A 20,564-nucleotide genomic window follows, 5' to 3' on the forward strand; every position below is an offset into this window, starting at 1 on the left:
CCCACCACCGTAGCCGACGCCGACATCGGGGGATTTGCCCGCCACGGGAGTCACTGCCGATGAAATCCCCCAGCCTCACCCCCGACCTGCTGCGACGCATGGACGCCTACTGGCGCGCCGCCAACTACCTGGCGGTCGGCCAGCTCTACCTGCGCAGCAACCCGTTGCTGAAGCGTCCGCTGACCCTCGCCGACGTGAAACCCATGCTGCTGGGGCACTGGGGTACCACGCCGGGACAGAACTTCATCTACGTGCACCTGAACCGGATCATCAGGCAGCACGACCTCGACATGATCTATGTCTCCGGCCCCGGCCACGGCGGCCCGGCCGTGGTCGGCAACACCTACCTGGAAGGCAGCTACAGCGAGATCTACCCCGAAATCAGCCAGGACGAGGCGGGGTTGCAGAAATTGTTCTTGCAGTTCTCCTTTCCCGGCGGCATTTCCAGCCATGCCTCGCCGGAATGCCCCGGCTCGATCCATGAGGGCGGCGAACTGGGCTATTCGCTGAGCCACGCGTTCGGCGCCGTTTTCGACAACCCCGAACTGGTCGTCGCCTGCGTGGTCGGAGACGGCGAGGCCGAGACCGGACCGCTGGCCACCGCCTGGCATTCCAACAAGTTTCTCGACCCGGCCACGGACGGCGCGGTACTGCCGATCCTGCACCTCAACGGTTACAAGATCGCGAACCCGACCGTGCTGGCGCGCATCAGCCATGAGGAACTCGAGCAGTTGCTGCGTGGCTACGGCTGGTCGCCACTCTTCGTCGAGGGCAACGAGCCGGCCGTGATGCATGAGGCGATGGCCAGCGCGCTGGATCAGGCGGTGGATCAGATCAGGGCCGCCCAGCGCGAGGCGCGCGAGCATGGCCAGCGGGAACGGCCGCGCTGGCCGATGATCGTGCTGCGCTCGCCCAAGGGCTGGACCGGCCCGCAAGTCGTCGATGGCCTGCCGGTGGAAGGTACCTTTCGCGCGCACCAGATACCGATCGCCGTCTCCGCCTCGACTCCCGCCGAACACCTGCGGCAGCTCGAAGCGTGGCTGAAGAGCTACCGGCCCGAGGAACTGTTCGACGCCGCGGGCCGGCTGCTGCCGGAGCTGGCGCAGCTGGCACCGGCGGGCCCGCGCCGGATGGGCGCCAATCCCCACGCCAACGGCGGCAGCCTGCTGCGCGAATTGCGCGTGCCGGACTTTCGCGATTACGCCTGTACCGTGGCGGAGCCCGGCGTTCGCGGCATCGGCGATACCCGGGTGCTGGCGCCGTTCCTGCGCGACGTCACCGCGCTCAACCAGAGCCAGCGCAACTTCCGCGTGTTCGGCCCGGACGAGACCATCTCCAACGGACTGGAGGCCGTGTTCGACGTCACCGACCGGCAGTGGAACGCCGGCACCCAGGCGACCGACCAGCACCTTGCCGCCACTGGCCGGGTACTGGAGATGCTCAGCGAGCACCAGTGCGAAGGCTGGCTGGAGGGCTATCTGCTGACCGGGCGACACGGCCTGTTCAACTGCTACGAGGCGTTCATCCACATCATCGATTCGATGTTCAACCAGCACGCCAAGTGGCTCAAGGTCACCGCATCCCTGCCGTGGCGACGCAAGATCGCCTCGCTGAACTACCTGCTGGCCTCGCATGTGTGGCGGCAGGACCACAACGGCTTCAGCCACCAGGATCCCGGCTTCATCGATCACGTGGTGAACAAGAAGGCCGGCGTGGTGCGGGTCTACCTGCCACCGGACGCGAACTGCCTGCTGTCGGTGATGGATCACTGCCTGCGCAGCCTGCATTACGTCAACGTGGTGATCGCCGGCAAACACCCCGCACCGCAGTGGCTGACCATGGATCAGGCGGTCAGGCACTGCAGCGAAGGCATCGGCATCTGGTCGTGGGCCAGCAACGACCAGGAGGTCGATGCGCCGGATCTGGTGATGGCCTGCTGCGGCGACGTGCCGACGCTGGAGACCCTCGCCGCCGTGTCGATCCTGCGCGAGCATCTGCCCGAGCTGAAGATCCGCGTGGTCAACGTGGTCGACCTGATGCGCCTGCAACCTCGCGCGGAGCACCCGCACGGCCTGGACGATACCGACTTCGATGCCCTGTTCACGCGGGACAGGCCGGTGATCTTCGCCTTCCATGCCTACCCGTACCTGATCCACCGGCTCACCTACCGGCGCACCAATCACGACAACATCCACGTGCGCGGCTACCGGGAGGAAGGCACCGTCACCACGCCGTTCGACATGACCGTGCTGAACGAACTCGACCGCTTCCACCTGGTGATCAGCGCGATCGACCGCCTGCCGCAGACCGGCAATCAGGGCACCTACCTGAAGCAGCAGCTGCGCGACAAGCTGGTCGAACACCGCCAGTACATCAACCGGCACGGCCAGGACCTGCCCGAAGTGCGCAACTGGACGTGGCAGGGCTCGATCCTGGACCGCAAGCCATCGTGATCATGCCGGAAGTCCGGCGGCATCGGCGGCAGGCCGCCTGATCCGTCGGCGACGAGCCCGTGCGACACTTGCCGGGCGCGCGCCCGGCGTGCGCACGCATCAGTGATCCCAGCGGGCGGTCACCGGCAAGACGAGGAAAACACCATGAGCCGCAGCCAGCCTGCCAGCACCGTTCGCGCGCCATCGGCGCCACCCGTGCTGCGCGGAGTCGAACGCCTGATCGCGCACGTGCGCTCGATGGAGCCGGTGCGCATGGCGGTAGTCCATCCCTGCGACGCGCTCAGCCTTGCCGGCGCCATTGACGCGCGCGATGCCGGCATCATCCGGCCGGTGCTGGTTGCCCCGCGCGCCCGGCTGCAAGCCGTTGCTGCGGAAGCGGGGATCGACCTGGACGGCATCCCGTGCATCGACGTGCCGCACAGCCACGCCGCCGCCGAGGAAGCCGCGGCGATGGCCTGCCGCGGCGAGGTGGATGCGCTGATGAAAGGCAGCCTGCATTCGGACGAACTGATGGCCGCGATCGTTCCGACCGCCGCCGGGCTGCGCACCAAGCGGCGCATCACGCACTGCTTCGTGATGGAGACGCCCGCCTATCCGCGCCCGTTCATCATCACCGACGCCGCCATCAACATCGCGCCGACACTGGAGGACAAGGCCGACATCGTGCGCAACGCGATCGACCTTGCCCACGTGCTCGGCGTGGCCGAACCGAAGGTGGCGATCCTGGCCGCGGTGGAGACGGTCAACTCGCGCATGCCTTCCACGCTGGACGCGGCGGCGCTGTGCAAGATGGCCGACCGCGGCCAGATCAGCGGCGGCCTGCTGGATGGCCCGCTGGCGTTCGACAACGCGGTCTCGCCCGAGGCCGCGCGCGTGAAGGGCATCGTCTCGGCGGTGGCGGGCCGGGCCGACATCCTGGTGGTGCCTGATCTGGAAAGCGGCAACATGCTGGCCAAGCAGCTGGAGTACATGGGTCACGCCGACAGCGCCGGCATCGTGCTGGGCGCGCGCGTGCCGATCGTGCTCACCAGCCGCTCCGATTCGCGCCGCTCGCGGCTTGCCTCGTGCGCCATCGCGCTGATGCTGGCGCACCACTACCGCACCAGCCCGCCCTGATCCGACCGCGACCATGACGCCCCTGATCCTGGTCCTCAACTGCGGCTCGTCGAGCATCAAGTTCGCGCTGTTCGACGCCGCGACCGATCCGCTGCCGCGCCAGCCGCTGTGGAATGGCAAGGTGCAGGGCATCGGCGGCCCGGCGCCCGACTTCGGCGAAACCGGGGTGGCGCCGTTCGCGATTGCCCTCGACGAGGCCCATCCCTACCGCGCGGCGCTCACGCTGATCCTGCAGCGCGTGGACGCGCGCCTCGACGGCCGTCGCCTCGCCGCGGTCGCGCATCGCGTGGTGCACGGTGGCACTCGCTACTTCCACCCCACGCGCATCGATGCCGGCGTGCTGGCCGACCTGACGAGCTACGTGCCGCTGGCGCCGCTGCACCAGCCGTTCGCGCTGGAAGCGATCGAGATCCTGCTGCGCGAGTCGCCCGAGCTGCCGCAGGTGGCCTGTTTCGACACCGGCTTCCACCACACCATGCCGGCGGTGGAACAGATCCTGCCGCTGCCGTGGGATGCCTGGCAGCGCGGCCTGCGGCGGTACGGTTTCCACGGCCTGTCATATGCGTTCATGGCCACCGCGCTGGCCGAACGCCACGGCGACGCCGCACGCGGGCGCACCATCGTCGCCCACCTGGGCAGCGGCGCCAGCCTGTGCGCGATGCGCAACCTCGAGAGCGTCGCCACCACGATGGGCTTCTCCGCGCTCGACGGCCTGATGATGGGCACGCGCACCGGCGCGCTCGACCCCGGCGCGCTGCTGTACCTGATGGAGATCGAGCAGCTCTCCCTCGAACAGGTGGGCCACCTGCTCTACCACCGCAGCGGCCTGCTCGGCGTCTCCGGCATTTCCGCCGAGCCGCGCGTGATCGTGCAGCACGAAGCTGACGACGGCGAGCCCGGCGAACGCGCGCGCCTGGCGCTTGCACTCTACGTGCGCCGCATCGTGCGCGAGGTCGGCGCGTTGGCAGCCGTGCTTGGCGGACTCGACCTGCTGGTGTTCACCGCCGGCGTGGGCGAGCACAACGCCTTCGTGCGCGAACGCGTGTGCCGCGATCTCGCCTTCCTCGGCGTCGCGCTGGACGAGGACCGCAACACCGCGCACGCGCCGATCGTCTCCGCCGACGGCAGTCGCGTGATCGTCGGCGTCGAGCCGACCAACGAGGAATGGATCGCCGCGCGCGATGCCGCCGCGGTACTCGGCAGCATCGGCTGACTACAGGCGTCGCGCGACGGTCAGGGCTCGTCGTGCATCACGTGCTCGGCCGGCACCGGCTTGTCCCAGCCGGGATCGTCGAAATACTGCGGGTAATGCGCGATCGCCGCGCGCATGTCGGCCACCGCGGACACCTTCGCCGGGTCGGCCTTCAACGCCTGCGCGGCGGTGAGCAGCGGCACCAGGATGCCGTGCAGCGCGGCATCGGGTTCGGCCGACAGCTTGCAGTGGGCGAACATGTAGGTCACCGCGCTTTCCACCTCGCCGGCGCGGTCGACCGCCATCGGCGCGCTCATGTGGCCCATCTCGTAGTGGGCCAGCTCGGCCACCGCGGTGTGCGCGCGGCGCATGCCCGCGCGCAGCGGCGCATCCGGCGTCCAGCGCTGCGCCGGCACCTGCGTGGCGGCGCTGGCGGCATGTGCCGCGTGGCTGTCATGGGCATGCTGGGGGGTGGCCTGGGCTGCGACGGCAAGACCGAGTGCGCAGGCGGTGGCGACGAGGATGCGGGCAGCTTTCATGCGGATATCTCCGGCTTGGCGGCGCGAACGCCGCGGACACAGGCATGCTAGCGCGCGGCGCCGACACCCCGGCCTGACCGGGATCAAGCCGGCGGCGCCTGCGACAATCGGTCATCCGGCCCGGCGCGCCGCTGCAGCCAGGCGTAGTACAGCAGCGGGATCACCAGCAGGGTCAGCGCGGTGGAGACCAGGATGCCGAAGATCAGCGACACCGCCAGGCCCTGGAAGATCGGATCGTCGATGATGAAGAAGCCGCCGATCATCGCCGCCAGCCCGGTCAGCATGATGGGCTTGGCACGCACCGCCGCGGCCTCGACCACCGCCTCGCGCAGCGGACTGCCGGCGGCCAGCGCGTGGTTGATGAAGTCGATCAGCAGGATCGAGTTGCGCACGATGATGCCGGCCAGCGCGATCATGCCGATCATCGAGGTGGCGGTGTACTGCGCGCCGACCAGCGCATGCCCGGGCATCACGCCGATCACGGTCAGCGGGATCGGCGCCATGATGATCAGCGGCACCACGTAGCTCTTGAACTGGCCCACCACCAGCAGGTAGATCAGCAGCAGGCCCGCCGAATAGGCCAGGCCCATGTCGCGGAACGTCTCGTAGGTGATCTGCCATTCGCCGTCCCACTTCACCGCGGCATCGGTGGTATCGGTCGGCTGCGCGATGAAGTGCTGCTGCAGCAGTTGCCCCGCCACCTTGTCGTGGCCGAGCTTGCCGACCAGCGAGAACATGCCGTACAGCGGGCTGTCGGTGCTGCCGGCGTCGTCGCCGGTAACGGTGGCATAGGGCAGCAGGTCCTTGTGCCAGATCGCCTGCTCGCGCTGCGCCGGCTGCACGCGGACCACCTCGGACAACGGCACCAGCGCACCGCCGGCCGCACGCACGCGCAGCGCCAGCAGCTGCTCCATCGACGCCTGGTCGCCCGCGCCCAGGCGCAGGCGGATCGGCACCGCGTACTTCGCCTGGCCGTCCATGAGCCAGGTGGCGTCGTCGCCGGACAAGGCGGTGCGCAGCGCCTGCGCGATGCTCGCCTGATCCAGCCCCAGCCGCGCCGCGCGGGCGCGATCGACCACCAGCACGTCGCGCGGCGCATCCGCCTCCACGCTGGTGTCGACGTCGACGATGTCCGGGTTGGCCCTGAAATCCTGTTCCAGCCCCAGCGCCACCTTGCGCACGGTGGCGTAGTCCGGGCCGTAGACCTCGGCCACGATCGGCGCCAGCACCGGCGGCCCGGGCGGCACCTCGACCACCTTCACCGAGGCGCCGTAGCGCGCGCCGATCTGCGCCAGCGCCGGGCGCACCGCCAGCGCGATGGCGTGGCTCTGCCGCGAGCGCTCGTGCTTGTCGACCAGGTTCACCTGCAGGTCGCCCACGATCGGGCCGCTGCGCAGGTAGTACTGGCGCACCAGTCCGTTGAACGTGATCGGCGACGCGGTGCCGGCATAGCCCTGCCAGTCCTTCACCTCGGGCAGCTTGGCCACCGCCTGCGCCAGCTCGCCGAGCAAACGGTTGGTGCGCTCCAGCGTGCTGCCCTCGGGCATGTCCACCACCACCTGGAACTCGGACTTGTTGTCGAACGGCAGCATCTTCAGCACCACCGCCTTGACCACCACCAGCCCCACCGCCCCCAGCACCAGTGCGCCCATCGCGGCGAACAGCAGGTGCCGTCGGCGCGGCGCGCGGGGGCCATCGAGGAAGGGCAGCATCAGCCGTCGGAACGTGCGGTGCAGGCGCGTGTCGTGCGCGCCGTCGGCGCCCGCCGGCGCGGCCTCGGCATGTGGCTGGTGGCCGAGCAGTTTCAGCGCCAGCCACGGCGTGACCACCAGCGCGACGGCCAGCGACAGCAGCATGCCGGCCGAGGCGTTGATCGGGATCGGCCGCATGTACGGCCCCATCAGGCCGGACACGAAGGCCATCGGCAGCAGCGCGGCGATCACCGTGAAGGTGGCCAGGATGGTCGGCCCGCCGACCTCGCCGACCGCCTCGGGGATCGCCTCGCGCAAGGTGCGTCCGCCCAGCACCATGTGCCGGTGGATGTTCTCCACCACCACGATGGCGTCGTCGACCAGGATGCCGATCGAGAAGATCAGCGCGAACAGCGAGACGCGGTTGATGGTGAAGCCCATCGCCCACGAGGCGAACAGGGTCAGCGCCAGGGTGACGATCACCGCGCTGCCGACGACCACCGCCGCGCGCCAGCTCAACGCCAGCAGCACCAGCAGCACCACCGACAAGGTGGCGAAGATCAGCTTGTGGATCAGCTTGTCCGCCTTGTCGGTGGCGGTCTGGCCGTAGTCGCGGGTGACCACCACGTGCACATCGGCGGGAATCGCCACGTTGCGCAGCGCGGCCAGCCGCTGGCGGATCGCGCCGGTGATGTCGGCGGCGTTGGTGCCGGGCTTCTTCGCCACCGCGATGGTCACGGCCGGCGCGTGGCCGGTGGCCGGCCCGGCCCGGCCCGCCGGCGCGCCGAACCAGGCGTAGCTGTCGGGCAGGTCCGCGCCCGGACGAACCGTGGCCACGTCGGAGAGGAACACCGGCTGGCCGTTCTTCAGGCCGATCACCAGCTGCGACACCTCCGCCGCGTCGGCGAGGAAACGCCCGGCGGTCACCGGCACATCGCGGTCGCCGCTCACCCGGTCGCCGGCCTGGGTCACCGTGTTGGCCGCCTTCAAGGCGTTCGACAGGTCGCCCGCGGTCATGCCGTAGCCAGCCAGTTTCGCCGCGTCCAGCTGCACCACCACCGCGCGGGTCGGCGCGCCGATGGTGTAGACGTCGCGCGTGCCGGGCACGCGCTTCAATTCGGTCTCCAGAGCATGCGCCACCTCGGCCAGCTGCACCGGGCCTTGCGCGGGGTCGTCGCTCCACAGCGTGAGCGCCATCACCGGCACGTCGTCGATGCCCATCGGCCGCACCAGCGGCGGACCGATGCCGAGGCCGGGCGGCACGAAGCCCTGGTTCTGGAACACCTGGTTGTACAGCCGCACGATCGCGGCCTGCCGCGGCACGCCGACCTGGAACTCCACCGTCATCACCGCCATGCCGGGCCGGCTCACCGAATAGACGTGCTTGACGCCCTCGATCTCGGCGAGCTTCTGCTCCAGCGGGAACGCCACCAGGTTCTCCACGTCGCGCACGTCGGCGCCGGGAAACGGCACCATCACGTTGGCCATGGTCACGTCGATCTGCGGCTCCTCCTCGCGCGGCGTGATCATCACCGCGACCAGGCCCAGCAGCAGCGCCGCGATCGCCAGGATCGGGGTCAGCGGCGAATCCTGGAACGCGCGCGCGATGCGGCCGGAGAAGCCGAGCCGAGGCCCGCTCACGGCGCGTCCCCGCGTCGCTGCGCGACCAGCCAGCGCGCCGCCGCGGCCGGATCGGTGGCGACGCGCTCGCCGTCGTCCAGCCCGGCCAGCACCTCCACGCGATCGCCGTGGCGATGGCCCAGGCGCAACTGGCGCAGCGTCACGTCATGCGCCCCCAGTACGTATGCGCCGACCAGCTCGCCACGTTGCACCAGCGCGCTCATCGGCAGCAGCAATCGCTTCGCCTCGCCACTGGCGAAGGCGACCTTCACCGTCATGCCCGGCACCAGGCCGACGCCGTCGCCGGGCAGTTCCAGCCGCACGCGGAAGCTGTGCGTCTGCGGGTCGGCATAGGGAAACACGGTGAGCTTGCCGGCCGCCACGCGGCGGCCGTCGTCGAGCACCACCTCGGCGGCGTGGTAGCGGCGAATCGCGGCGATCGCGCTCTGCGGCACCTGCACGCCGACCCGCAGATCCTGCAGCGAGGCCAGCGCGATCAGCGGCTGCGGCGCCGGCGGCCCCGACTGCACCGCCTCACCCACCTGCACGTAGCGGCGGGTGACGATGCCGTCGTACGGCGCGCGCAGCACCGTGTAATCGAGCTGCTGGCCGACCTGGCTGGACTGCGCGCGGGCCGACTGCAGCGCCGCCAGCGCGGCGTCGCGACGGGCACGCTCGGCGTCGAGCTGCGCCTTGGAAACGAAGCCTTTCTCGAATATCCCGGCGAAGCGCCGGTAGGACGTATCCGCCTCGGTATACGTCGCCTGCGCCGCGGCGATCTGCGCCTGCGCGGCGCGCCCTGCGGACTTCTGCTCGACGTCGCTGAAACGCACCAGCACGTCGCCCTTGCGCACGGCATCGCCGACGTCATGCGGCAACTCGACCACCCGCGCATTGGTCTGCGCCGAGATCACCGCCTCGTGCACCGCCTCGACCACGCCATCCCAGGCCTGCTCGTCGTGCGCCGTTTCGAGGTGCACGGTCAGCGCAGCCAGCGGCGGCGGTGCCGTGGCAGCCGGCGGCGCCGGCGTGCGCCCGCACGCGGCCAGCGCGGCCAGCGCGAGCGCAAGCATGGCCGGGCGCAGCGCGCGCATCACGACGCGACCTCGCAACGCGGGTCGGCGTGGGCGCGCGCGACACGCCAGGCGGGATGGCGGGTTTGCATCGCGTGCTTCCGTCAGCGGTTCGCGGGGAGTACTCATTCGCCACCCGTGCCGGGCCGGATGCGCGCGATGCCCAGCGCCTTCATCACGTACTTCTCGTAGACCGGCGTGGTATTGCCGGTGCGGATCTTGTGCATGAAGTATTTCTCGAATGCCACCTTGGCCAGATGCACCCACTTGCCCTCCTTCGCCCAGGTCAGGTTGCGCGGCGGGATCTGCGGCAGTGCCACGAACGCCGCGCCGCTGTCGCCCATGTCGGCCAGGCACACCGCGTTCCATGTCGCTTCGGCCGTGGCCGGACGGTTCTCGATGTCCGCCTTGATGTTCGCGGTCAGCGTGCTGACCATCGACTCGATCATGAAACCGGTCTTGGGCGCGCCGGTGGGCACCGGCGTGGCCTCCACCGGCGGGATCGCCACGCACACGCCGGCGGAGAACACGTTGCGGAAGGTCGGGTTGCGCTGGTGCTTGTCGATCAGCACGAAGCCACGCGGATTGACCAGGCCCTCGATGCCACGCACGGCGACGACGCCGGTGAAGGCGGGGATCACCATCGCGTAGCGGAACGCGAGCGCGTGCTGCTCCTGCGCCTGGCCATGCGCGTCGGCTTCGGTGACGTGCATGCTGCCGTCCTCGACCTTGTCAATCCGCGCATTGCAGATCCACTTGATGTGACGCTGGCGCAACTGACGCTCCAGCAGGCCGCGGGAATCGCCGATCCCGCCCAGGCCCATGTGGCCGATGTACGGCTCGCTGGTGACGAAGGTCATCGGCACGCGGTCGCGCAACTTGCGCCGGCGCAGGTCGGTGTCGAGGATCAGCGCGAACTCGTAGGCCGGGCCGAAACAGCTGGCGCCCTGCGCCGCGCCGACCACCACCGGGCCGGGGTTCTCCAGGAACTGCCGGTACGCCTGCCACGCGGCGGTCGCGTGCGGCGTGGTGCAGACCGACTGCGTGTAGCCGTCGACCGGGCCCAGCCCGGGGATCTCGTCGAACGCCAGCCGCGGGCCGGTGGTGACGACGAGGTAGTCGTACCTCAGTTCGCGGCCGTCAGCCAGCACCACGAGGTTGTCGGCCGGGCGCACCGCGCTGGCCGGCGAATCGATGAAGGCGATGTCGTGCCGTGCCATCGCCGCGGCCGCATCGAGCTGCACGTCGGCCGGTTGCCGCCAGCCGATGCCGACCCACGGGTTGGATGGCGTGAAGGAGAACAGGCGCCCTTCGCCGACCACGGTGACGCGGTGGGCATCGCCCAGTGCAGCCTTGATCTCATAGGCGGCACTGGTGCCGCCCAGGCCCGACCCCAGGATGACGACGTCGCTCATGGTGACTAACTCCTGCATTGAGGGTGCCGACAGCTTGCGCCGGCGGCACCGCAAGGGATTTGAGCCTGGTCAATTCAAAGGCCGCTTCGCCGGCGCTACGCCGCCTCGGCGATGACGTTCACCAGGGTCTGCTCCACTTCGCGCGCGATTGCCGCCAGCGCGGGATCGCTGGAGAGCATGCCGAGCATCGGCGTCGGCCGGATCATGCCGATCCAGGTCTTGCCCTCCTCCGTGTAGACCGACACCCGGCACGGCAGCGCCATGTTCAGCCGCAGGTCGTTGGCCAGCACGCGGCCGGCCTGGCGCGGGTTGCACACCTCGAACACCTTGCACTCGTGGCCGAACTCCACGCCCTTGCCGCGCAAGGTGCCGCCCAGGTCGTGCACGTGCAGCACGCCGAAGCCATGCGCGGCGACGGCGGTGGCGAGGTCGGCCGCGGCCTGCTCGAAGCTCTTGGATGTCTCGACGATGTGATACATGGCGTGGTCTCGTTCGGGTCAGGAAGGAAACGCGCAGCCGGGCTTCAGCCCCAGCTTGCGCAGGATCATCGCCAGCGGGCAGAAGCCGGTGAACGAGGACTGCAGCAGGTTGGCGCCCACGAACACCGACAGCCAGATCCAGCCCGGCGCCACGAAATGCGCCAGCGCGATACCGGCCAGCACCACGCTGCCGGCGAACCCCATCACGATGCGATCGACATTCATGTTGAACTCCTCGGTTGGCGGTTGTCCGCGAACATCGCGAACCAACAATTATTTCTAAATTAGTGATAGCTTAATTAGTATGGCGTGGTAAAGTCAAGCCGCCAAACCGCAGCGGACCCGAACTTCCATGGACACGTCTTCCCGCACCGACATGACCCTGATGCAGGCCAATGCCGAGGAGGCGTCGCGCCTGCTCAAGACGCTGGGCAACGCGCAACGCCTGCGCATGCTGTGCCTGCTCGCCGACGGCGAACTGTCGGTCGGCCAGATCAACGAACAACTGCCGGAACTGAGCCAGTCGGCGCTGTCGCAGCACCTGGCCCGCCTGCGCGAGGAAGGCCTGGTCGATACCCGGCGCGAAGCGCAGACCGTGTGGTATTCGCTGCCGCCTGGCCCTGCGCAGACGGTCATCGGCACGCTGTATGGAATCTACTGCGCCCCCGCGACGCGCAAGGCGGCGAAACGAAGCGGCACGGCGCGGCGTCGCTGAGCGCACGCCTTCGCGCGGAGGGAGAGTCGGCTCCTGCCCTCTCCCTGCTCGCAGGGAACGTTCCCTAAACCCGCGCGAACACCAGCGTGCCGTTGGTGCCGCCGAAGCCGAAGCTGTTGGACATCACCGTGTTCAGGGTGGCCGGGCGGCTTTCGCGCAGGATCGGGAAGCCTTCGGCGCGGGGGTCGAGGTCGGTGATGTGGGCCGAGCCGGCGACGAAGCCTTCCTTGAGCATCAGCAGGCTGTAGATCGCCTCGTGCACGCTGGCAGCGCCGAGCGAGTGGCCGGTCAGCGCCTTGGTCGAGGACAGCGGCGGCACCGCGTCGCCGAACACGGCACGCACGGCGTCGAGTTCCACGATGTCGCCCAGCGGCGTGGCGGTGCCATGGGTGTTGAGGTAGTCGACCGGCGCCTTGACGTCGGCCAGCGCCATCTGCATGCAGCGCACCGCGCCCTCGCCGGACGGCGCGACCATCTCGGCGCCGTCGGAGGTGACGCCGTAGCCAACCAGCTCGGCGTGGATGCGCGCACCGCGTGCCTTGGCGTGCTCGTACTCCTCCAGCACCAGCATGCCGCCGCCACCGGCGATGACGAAGCCGTCGCGGGTGGTGTCGTAGGGACGCGAGGCGCTGGCCGGGGTGTCGTTGTGGTGGCTGGACAGCGCGCCCATCGCGTCGAACTGCGAGGTCATGCCCCAGTGTTCCTCTTCGCCGCCGCCGGCGAACACCACGTCCTGCGCGCCGTGGCGGATCAGGTCGGCGGCCGCGCCGATGCAGTGCGCCGAGGTGGCGCAGGCGGCGGAGATGGAATAGCTCAGGCCCAGGATGCCGAAGGTGGTGGCCAGCGTGGCCGACACCGTGGAGCACATCGTGCGCGGCACCATGTACGGGCCGATCTTGCGCACGCCCTTGTTGCGCAGCAGGTCGCCGGTCTCGATCTGCCAGCGCGGCGAACCGCCGCCGGAGCCGGCGATCGCGCCGATGCGCGGGTTGCGCACCTGATCGGCATCCAGCCCGGCATCGGCCATCGCCGAACGCATCGACACGTACGCATACGCCGCCGCGTCGCCCATGAAGCGCTTCAGCTTGCGATCGATCACCGCCTCCAGGTCGATGTTCGGCACGCCCGCCACATGGCTGCGCATGCCCAGCTCGGCATATTCGGGCATCGCGCGGATACCGCTGCGGCTGTCGCGCAAGGCGCCAGCCACCGTTTCCAGATCGTTGCCAAGGCACGAGACGATGCCCATGCCCGTCACCACCACGCGACGCATGTCAAAAACCCTCGGTGGATTGGAACAGGCCCACGCGCATGTCGCTGGCCTCGTAGATCAGGCGGTCGTCGACGAAGGTCTTGCCGTCGGCGATCACCAGCCGCAACTTGCCGCGCATCACGCGACGGATGTCGATCTCGTAGCGCACCAGCTTGGCGGTGGGCATCACCTGGCCGGAGAACTTCACGTTGCCCACGCCGAGCGCGCGGCCGCGGCCGGGTTCGCCCAGCCACGGCAGGTAGAAACCGCTGAGCTGCCACATGGCATCCAGGCCCAGGCAGCCGGGCATCACCGGGTCGCCGATGAAGTGGCAACCGAAAAACCAAAGGTCCGGATGGATGTCCATTTCGGCGCGGATGCAGCCCTTGCCGTGGCTGCCGCCCTCTTCGGAAATGTGCGTGATGCGATCGAACATCAGCATCGGCGGCGAAGGCAGCCGCGCGTTGTCGTCGCCGAACAGTTCGCCGCGCCCGCAGGCGCGCAGCTGCTCGTAGTCGAAAGAGGAAGGACGTGTCATGAAATGCTCGGGGGTGGGGGAATGCCAAGTGTGCCAGTTGGACGCCGTCCTGTCTTGACGTGCGACGCGTGCGACGGCCGTACGCCAGCGCATCGTGAAGCCTTCGCGACGACGTCCGCAGGCATCAGGACGGGCAGCCGCGATCTTCACGCCAGTGTGCGCCGAGCGAGCGTCGACGCAGGCGCATCGCGCGCAGCAGCGCCTTGGCCAGGCGTGCCTGCCAGCCGGAGTCGGCCAGCGCCGCGCCGATCCGCCAGGCGGCGCGCAATGCACCCGCCTCGCGCCGCGGACCAGCCGCCTGCCACAGCAGCGCGCGCAAGCCGGCAAGCTCGACCGGCGACAGGCTGGCGCCGTGGTCGATGACGCGCAGCGGGCCGACGCCGACGTCCGCGGCGGCAGCCGTACGCAAGCCGTGACCCAGCCGCTGTCCGCACAGCACGCCTTCGAGCAGCGAATTGCTGGCCAGCCGGTTGGCGCCGTGCACGCCATTGCAGGCCACCTCGCCGACGGCGTAGAGACCCGGCACGCTGGTGCGTCCGTCCGCATCGGTGGCCAACCCGCCCATGTGGAAGTGCGCCGCCGGCGTCACCGGCAACGCCTGCCGGCGCGGATCGAAGCCATGCGCCAGGCACGCGGCCAGCACAGTGGGAAAACGCTGCTCCCAGGCGCCCTCCAGCGCCGTCGCGTCAAGCCAGGCGCGGCCACCGGCGGCCTGCGCCGCAGCCACGCGCCGCGACACCACGTCGCGCGGCGCCAGGTCGCCGAGCGGATGCACGCCGGCCATCAGCGCGTCGCCTGCATCGTCGTGCAATCGCGCACCGGCGCCGCGCAGCGCCTCGGTGAGCAGCGGCAGGCGGTGGCCGGGCACGTCGAGCGCGGTGGGATGGAACTGCACGAACTCCAGGTCGCGCGCCGCCGCGCCGGCGGCGAGGCCGAGCGCGAGGCCCGCGCCATCGGCGCCCGGCGGATTGCTGGTACGCGCGTACAGGGCGCCGATGCCGCCGGTGGCCAGCACCACCGCCGCCGCCTCGACCTGTTCGTGGCGGCCGCGCTCGTCGCACGTGCGCACGCCGACCACGCGACCGCCGCGCAGCAACAAGCCATCGACATCGACGCCGCCGCGCCACTGCACGTGGCTGGCCGCCTGCGCCTGCTCGCGCAAGGCGCGGAACACCGCCGCGCCACTGGCATCGCCGCCGGCGTGCACGATGCGGGCGGTTCCATGGCCGCCTTCGCGACCCAGTTGCAGCGCGCCATCCGCGGTCCGATCGAACGCCACGCCCAGCGCCTGCAGCCAGTCGATCGCCGCCGGCGCCGCGGCGGTCAGCCACGCGACCATCGCCGCGTCGTTGTGCTGCGCGCCGGCAGCGAGCGTATCGGCAGCGTGGGCGGCGGTGCTGTCGTGCGGATCGAGCGCCGCGGCGATGCCGCCCTGGGCCAGCGCGGTGGCGCTGCCGCAGCCGTCGTGGGCGCGGCACAGCAGGCGCACCGGCGCGGGCGCCGCGGCCAGCGCGGTCGCCAGCCCGGCCACGCCGCCGCCCACCACCACGATCGGCAGGTGCGCTCGCCTCACACGCGTTCGCGCCGGCCGACGGCGAGCATGCGTTCCAGCGCCGCGCGGGCGCGCACGCTCACGTCCGCGGGAATCTCGATCGCGTGGCGCAGGTCGCGCAGGCAGGCGTAGATGTTCTGCAAGGTGATCCGCTGCATGTGCGGGCACAGGTTGCACGGCTTGATGAACTCGGTCTGCGGGAACTGCGACTTGAGGTTGTCGGCCATCGAACACTCGGTGACCATCGCCACCCGGGCCGGCTTCTCGCGCGCCAGCCACTTGCCCATGGCGGTGGTGGAGCCGACGAAGTCGGCCTCGGCCAGCACCTCGGGCGAACATTCCGGATGCGCCACCACCCGGGTGCCGAACTGCTCGCGCACGTGCCGCACTTCCTGCGCGGTGAAGCGCTCGTGCACTTCGCAGCGGCCGTGCCACAGGATGATTTCCACCGCCGTCTGTTTGGCCACGTGGCGGCCGAGGAATTCGTCAGGCAGGAAGATCACCTTCGGCGCGCCCATCGCCTCCACCACCTGCACCGCGTTCGCCGAGGTGCAGATCGCATCGGACTCCGCCTTCACCGCGGCGGAGGTATTGGCGTAGCTCACCACCGGCACGCCGGGGTGCTGCGCGCGCAATGCGCGCACGTCGGCGGCGGTGATCGAGGAGGCCAGCGAGCAGCCCGCTTCGAGATCGGGCAGCAGCACGGTCTTGTGCGGCGCCAGGATCTTCGCGGTCTCGGCCATGAAGTGCACGCCGCACAGCACGATCAGCTCGGCTTCGCACTCGGCCGCGGCCTGGGCCAGGCCGAGCGAGTCGCCGGTGATGTCGGCCACGCCGTGGAAGATCTCCGGCGACTGGTAGCTGTGCGCCATGATCACCGCGCCGCGCTGATTTTTCAGCTTGTTGATCGCGTCGATCCACGGCAGGTGCAGCGGGATCTCCAGGCACGGCACCAGCGGTTCGAGCCGCTCGGCAAGCGCGGCGTATTCGTGTTCGAGTTCATCGCGCCAGACAGGCACGGGGACGGCGGCGAGGTCGTGCATGGCAATCCGCGGTGGAGGGTGGGCGAAGTATCCGAGGGCGCAGCTGGCCGGTTCAGTCCGCCCGACGAGCCGCGATGCGCGCAAGGCAGTGCAACCCGATGTGCGGGCGCGAGACGAACCGCGATGGCGGCGGCCGCAGGCGCGGGAGAACGGAGCGACGCAACGAGAGGCTTGGCATGATGGCGCGCATCATCGCCGGCAACCGCGCGGGCGCGCCTTGATCGAGGTCAACCGCAACCGACGCACCACCGCGATGACGTCGGACGCTTTCCGCTCACGGGTGCTGCGGCAACGCCGCCACGAATGCCTCGGCGCGCCGGTGCACGCCGCGCAACGCCGACCACGTGCCCAGCCACGCGCACGCCAGCGCCACGCCGGCCGCACGCGCCAGCCACGGCGACGGCCACAGCACCGCGGCTGGCAACAGCAGCAGCGGCCATTGCGCCAGCAGCACGCCGAGCTTGTCGCTGTCGGGCAGCAACCGCTGCACGCCGGGCAACTGCAGGCCGCGGCCGCAGCGTCGGTGCAGGTCGATCCAGCCGATGAAGGGAACGATCTCCAGCGCCATGCCGGCAAGCAGCAGCGGCAGCGCGATGCCCAGCCCCAGCGTCGCCGCCAGCACGGCGGTGCGAGCGCCTCCGGTCAGCAGCACGGCGGCCAGCGCCAGCGCGATCAGGCCGCCGCGCCAACTCCACAGCAAAGGTGCGCGACGCACGCGCGGCGAGCGCCACTGCAGCCACAACGCAGCGCCGGCGAACAGCGCGACGTGCACCGCCACGGTGGCGAGCAGCCAGCGGCCGTCGTCGCGGGCCCAGCGCCACCATGCCGCGGCCGGCAGCATCAGCAGCACGCTGGCCAGCCACAGGGTCTGCGCCCGCTCCGGCATGGCCGCCGTCCCCTGGAACATCGGCATCACGATCCGCGCCACGCTGGCCAGCAGCAGCACGATCCAGCCCAGCACGCCCCAGCTCGCATGCACGTCCACCAGCGCCGCCATCGACAGCGTCGTGCCGTCGACCAGCGCGAGCGCCAACAGCGCGCCGAGCAGCGCGGTCAGCACGCCGAAGCCGATCGCCGCGCCGATGCCCGCGCGCAGCAGCCGCTGACCCGCGGCGACACACAGGCCGGGCACGGTCATCCCGGCCAACGTCGCGAACGCCAGCGGCAACAGCACGGCACCGCCGCGCAGCGCGCCGCGCCAGCCTTCGTGCAGGCCGGCCACCAGCAACAGCACGCCGAGGTTGAACACGGCGTGCAGCAATCGCCCCAGCCGCGCGCCGCCACGCACCCGCACGCCGGCGGCGGCAGGCAGGAATTGCAGCACGCTGCCGAACATCACGTTGCCGAACACGCCCAGGGTGAACACGTGCACCAGCGCCAGCGTGGCCGGCTGCCAGCGCGTGCGCAGCGCAACGTCGCCGTCGACGAGCAGCAGCGCGCCGGCGAGCACGCCCCACAGCGGCGCACTCAGCAGGAACCGCCGCGGCAACGATGCCGGCGGCGCCTGGTCAAGCGCCAGTCGGGCCATCGTCGTCCGGGCGATGGATCCGCACGCGCGCGCCGCCGGCGGGCAGCATCTCCGCACGGACATGCAGACGGCGACCGGACAGCAGGTCGAGCAGCGGCGTCGGCAGCAGCGGGGTGAGCAGCTCGAGCGTCTGCCCCGGCGCCAACGCATCGGCTGCCTCCAGCGCACGCATCATCGGCTCCGGCGCCGGCAGCGCGCGCAGGTCGAGCGCGATGGTGGTGCCATCGTCGGTGGCGTGGTCGTGGTGGGCCGGCGGTGGAGAGACAGGCATGCGGCCATCTCAACGCAGCAGGGGCGCGGGCGCGCTGACCTGGGTCAACGCAGCCGCGCCAGCGACGCTCAACGCGCGCCCGCCAGCGCCTGCCGACCGCGCCATTCCAGCTGCAGCCACACCCGCGCATTGTCGCGACCGAGACCATCGGCGCGATAGTCGGCCAGCTTGAGCATGGCGTCGAGGCCGGCGATCAGCGGAAGGCTCAGCGATGCGTTCCACTCGCTGCCGTAGCGGCCGCCGCGATCCGCGCGGTAGTCGTGGTAGGCCACCACCCAGGCCAGCTTGCCGGCCAGCCCGCTGCGACCGAACTTGCCGGCGGCGCCGACGTAGCGATCCTCCAGGCCGCCGGCGGGCGTCACGTTGAACTGATCGTCCCAGCCGTTGAACGCGTGCAGCGTCGCCAGCGGCGTCTGCAACGCATGCTGGCCGTTGCCGCCCAGATGTTCCCAGCCCAGCTTCGCGGTGATGCCGCCCTGCGTCCAGGTCGGTTCCAGCAGCCAGTAGTTGTGCGCGAAATGCAGCGGATTGTTGGCGTAGTCGCGCTGCCGCGCCGCTTCCAGCGTCCAGCCCGCGCCGTTGCCGTCGTGCAGCGCCTTGCCGCTCCAGCGCGCGCCCCAGGTGGCGCTCGATGCGCTGGCCACGTCGCGGTCCTCGTGCAGGTAGGCATAGCCGACCCATCGCTGCGCGCCGCGGACCCATGCGGCGTTGAGCAGGTGCGTGTCCAGAGCGCGCTCGCGCGCCAGCGGATTGAGCGCGTCGCGGCCGGCCACGCGGTGCACGCGATCGAGCCAGTCGTAGCGCACGGTCACGCTGTCCAGCGGTTGCCATTGCAGCGCCAGCGCATCGAAGGTCTGCTCGTGCTGGCGCCAGCCGCTGTTGCCGACCCAGCGCTGGTTGTCCAGCAGCAGTCGCTGGCGCCCCAGCGTGGCGCCGAACACGTCGCTCTGCCAGGCCAGCCAGGCCTGGTTGAGCTCGCTGCCATGCGGATCGGTGATCGCCGGATACTGCGTGCGGCCGTTCGCACCGCTGTTGTAATGCTCGTTGGCCGCGGCTACGCCGGCGCCTTCCAGCAGCGCGCTCCAGCCCTCGCCGAAGCTGGCGCGCAGGCCCAGCCGCAGGCGCAAGGTGGTGGCGTTCGCATCGCGGCTGAAGGCGTCGTCGTCGACCTGTTCGTGGCGCAGTCGCGCATCCCATTCCAGCTGCAGCGGCGCCGCCGCCGGCGGCGTCGGGGTGATGGCGGCCCCGGCGGCGGGCATGGCGATCGCGGCCGCCAGCAGGCCGCTGGCGCAAAGCATTCGGCTCGTCGTTCTCATCGTGTGTTCCCCTTGGTGGATGCGCGCAGTCTGCCGACCGCGACGCGGCGATCCGTTGACCGCGGTCAGGTCTGCATCCGGAAAGGGGCGACTGTGACAACACGCCGCGCAATCACGCGAAAACGCCGCCATGACGGCGGCGTTTCCGGTGAAGGATGGACGTCTGGACGTCCACCGATGATCGTCGCCTCAGGGTTTGTCCACCGTCTCCCCGATCGCCTTGACGAAGGCCGGATCGAGCCGGCCGATCACCGTGGTGCGCGCCGCGATGCGGCCCTCGGCGTCGAGCAGGATCAGTTCGCTGGAGTGGTTGAACTCGCCGTCGGGCAACTGCCGGTACTGCAGGCCGAGCACGCCGGAGAGCTGGCGCACCTGCGCCGGCTCGGCGCGGGCCAGGGTCCAGATGCGCGGGTCCAGCTTGCGCTTCTCGGCATAGGTCTTGAGCGTGGCCACGTCGTCCTTCGCCGGGTCGAAGCTCACCGCGAGCAGGTCGATCTTCGCGCGCGTGGCCGGGTCGAGCGCATTGCGGGTCAGGCGCAGGCTGTCGATGATCATCGGGCAGACCATCTGGCACGAGGTGTAGAACATGGTGACCAGCTGCGGCCGGCCGCGGCGTTCGGCCAGCATCTGCTGCCGGCCGTCCTGCGTGGTCAGCTGCACCGGCAGGTTGTAGACCGAGTCGCCGGGCAGCGGCGGGGCGGCCTCGGCGCGGCCGCCGAACAGCACGGCCAGCAGGGCCAGCACGGGCAGAAGATGTTTCATCGCCGCTCC

18 protein-coding genes are annotated in these 20,564 nt (G+C 70.4%); 4 read left to right on the forward strand and 14 right to left on the reverse strand.

The window, feature by feature from the left end; genetic code table 11:
* The first annotated feature begins 59 nt into the window (after nt 1-59).
* From ACVCMG_RS07430 to ACVCMG_RS07440, 3 genes are all read left to right on the forward strand, one after another.
* The gene (locus tag ACVCMG_RS07430; protein ID WP_447115256.1) at nt 60-2,453 is read left to right on the forward strand and encodes a phosphoketolase family protein; all 2,394 of its coding nucleotides are present in this window, start codon (nt 60-62) and stop codon (nt 2,451-2,453) included.
* 144 nt (nt 2,454-2,597) lie between these two features.
* Nucleotides 2,598-3,569, forward strand: a complete 972-nt coding sequence (locus ACVCMG_RS07435) for a bifunctional enoyl-CoA hydratase/phosphate acetyltransferase (protein ID WP_447115257.1) — start codon at nt 2,598-2,600, stop codon at nt 3,567-3,569.
* A gap of 13 nt (nt 3,570-3,582) precedes the next feature.
* Nucleotides 3,583-4,782, forward strand: a complete 1,200-nt coding sequence (locus tag ACVCMG_RS07440; RefSeq protein WP_447115258.1) for an acetate/propionate family kinase — start codon at nt 3,583-3,585, stop codon at nt 4,780-4,782.
* Nucleotides 4,783-4,802: 20 nt separating this feature from the next.
* On the opposite strand, the gene ACVCMG_RS07445 is transcribed toward ACVCMG_RS07440, so the two are convergent.
* From ACVCMG_RS07445 to ACVCMG_RS07470, 6 genes are all read right to left on the reverse strand, one after another.
* Complete coding sequence (locus ACVCMG_RS07445) at nt 4,803-5,300, reverse strand: DnrO protein (protein ID WP_447115259.1); 498 nt, start codon at nt 5,298-5,300, stop codon at nt 4,803-4,805.
* 83 nt (nt 5,301-5,383) lie between these two features.
* Nucleotides 5,384-8,632 (reverse strand): efflux RND transporter permease subunit, encoded by a 3,249-nt coding sequence (locus ACVCMG_RS07450; protein ID WP_447115260.1) that lies wholly within the window; start codon nt 8,630-8,632, stop codon nt 5,384-5,386.
* Complete coding sequence (locus tag ACVCMG_RS07455) at nt 8,629-9,705, reverse strand: efflux RND transporter periplasmic adaptor subunit (protein WP_447115261.1); 1,077 nt, start codon at nt 9,703-9,705, stop codon at nt 8,629-8,631. Before ACVCMG_RS07455 ends, ACVCMG_RS07450 begins: the two co-directional genes overlap by 4 nt.
* Before the next feature lie 104 nt (nt 9,706-9,809).
* A complete protein-coding gene (locus tag ACVCMG_RS07460; RefSeq protein ID WP_447115262.1) occupies nt 9,810-11,099 on the reverse strand; it encodes an NAD(P)/FAD-dependent oxidoreductase in 1,290 nt (429 codons plus the stop codon).
* A gap of 95 nt (nt 11,100-11,194) precedes the next feature.
* Nucleotides 11,195-11,578 (reverse strand): DUF302 domain-containing protein, encoded by a 384-nt coding sequence (locus ACVCMG_RS07465; RefSeq protein ID WP_136257650.1) that lies wholly within the window; start codon nt 11,576-11,578, stop codon nt 11,195-11,197.
* 18 nt (nt 11,579-11,596) lie between these two features.
* Nucleotides 11,597-11,803 carry a YgaP family membrane protein gene (locus tag ACVCMG_RS07470; protein WP_447097230.1) on the reverse strand — a complete coding sequence of 69 codons (207 nt, stop codon included), beginning with the start codon at nt 11,801-11,803 and terminating at the stop codon, nt 11,597-11,599.
* Between the two features lie 127 nt (nt 11,804-11,930).
* On the opposite strand from ACVCMG_RS07470, the gene ACVCMG_RS07475 reads away from it, so the two are divergent.
* Nucleotides 11,931-12,293 (forward strand): ArsR/SmtB family transcription factor, encoded by a 363-nt coding sequence (locus tag ACVCMG_RS07475; protein ID WP_447115263.1) that lies wholly within the window; start codon nt 11,931-11,933, stop codon nt 12,291-12,293.
* 64 nt (nt 12,294-12,357) lie between these two features.
* Here the strand turns inward: ACVCMG_RS07475 and fabB are convergent, their stop codons facing one another.
* The 8 genes from fabB to ACVCMG_RS07515 form a co-directional block, all read right to left on the reverse strand.
* A complete protein-coding gene (gene fabB, locus ACVCMG_RS07480) occupies nt 12,358-13,566 on the reverse strand; it encodes a beta-ketoacyl-ACP synthase I (RefSeq protein ID WP_447115264.1) in 1,209 nt (402 codons plus the stop codon).
* Between the two features lies 1 nt (nt 13,567).
* Nucleotides 13,568-14,083, reverse strand: a complete 516-nt coding sequence (gene fabA, locus ACVCMG_RS07485; protein ID WP_395116372.1) for a 3-hydroxyacyl-[acyl-carrier-protein] dehydratase FabA — start codon at nt 14,081-14,083, stop codon at nt 13,568-13,570.
* Between the two features lie 124 nt (nt 14,084-14,207).
* Nucleotides 14,208-15,656, reverse strand: coding sequence for an FAD-binding protein (locus ACVCMG_RS07490; RefSeq protein ID WP_447115265.1), 1,449 nt, complete (start codon nt 15,654-15,656; stop codon nt 14,208-14,210).
* The gene (gene nadA / locus ACVCMG_RS07495; RefSeq protein ID WP_447115266.1) at nt 15,653-16,678 is read right to left on the reverse strand and encodes a quinolinate synthase NadA; all 1,026 of its coding nucleotides are present in this window, start codon (nt 16,676-16,678) and stop codon (nt 15,653-15,655) included. Before nadA ends, ACVCMG_RS07490 begins: the two co-directional genes overlap by 4 nt.
* A gap of 274 nt (nt 16,679-16,952) precedes the next feature.
* Nucleotides 16,953-18,206 (reverse strand): hypothetical protein, encoded by a 1,254-nt coding sequence (locus tag ACVCMG_RS07500; protein ID WP_447115267.1) that lies wholly within the window; start codon nt 18,204-18,206, stop codon nt 16,953-16,955.
* Entirely contained in the window at nt 18,187-18,477 is a 291-nt protein-coding gene (locus ACVCMG_RS07505) for a DUF2249 domain-containing protein (RefSeq protein WP_395116363.1), read from the reverse strand. Before ACVCMG_RS07505 ends, ACVCMG_RS07500 begins: the two co-directional genes overlap by 20 nt.
* 68 nt (nt 18,478-18,545) lie before the next feature.
* Nucleotides 18,546-19,793, reverse strand: a complete 1,248-nt coding sequence (locus tag ACVCMG_RS07510) for an alginate export family protein (RefSeq protein ID WP_447115268.1) — start codon at nt 19,791-19,793, stop codon at nt 18,546-18,548.
* 189 nt (nt 19,794-19,982) lie between these two features.
* On the reverse strand, nt 19,983-20,555 hold the full coding sequence (locus ACVCMG_RS07515) for an SCO family protein (RefSeq protein ID WP_447100976.1): 573 nt from the start codon (nt 20,553-20,555) through the stop codon (nt 19,983-19,985).
* Between the last annotated feature and the right edge of the window lie 9 nt (nt 20,556-20,564).

It is taken from the genome of Rhodanobacter sp. UC4451_H18, from assembly GCF_052978225.1.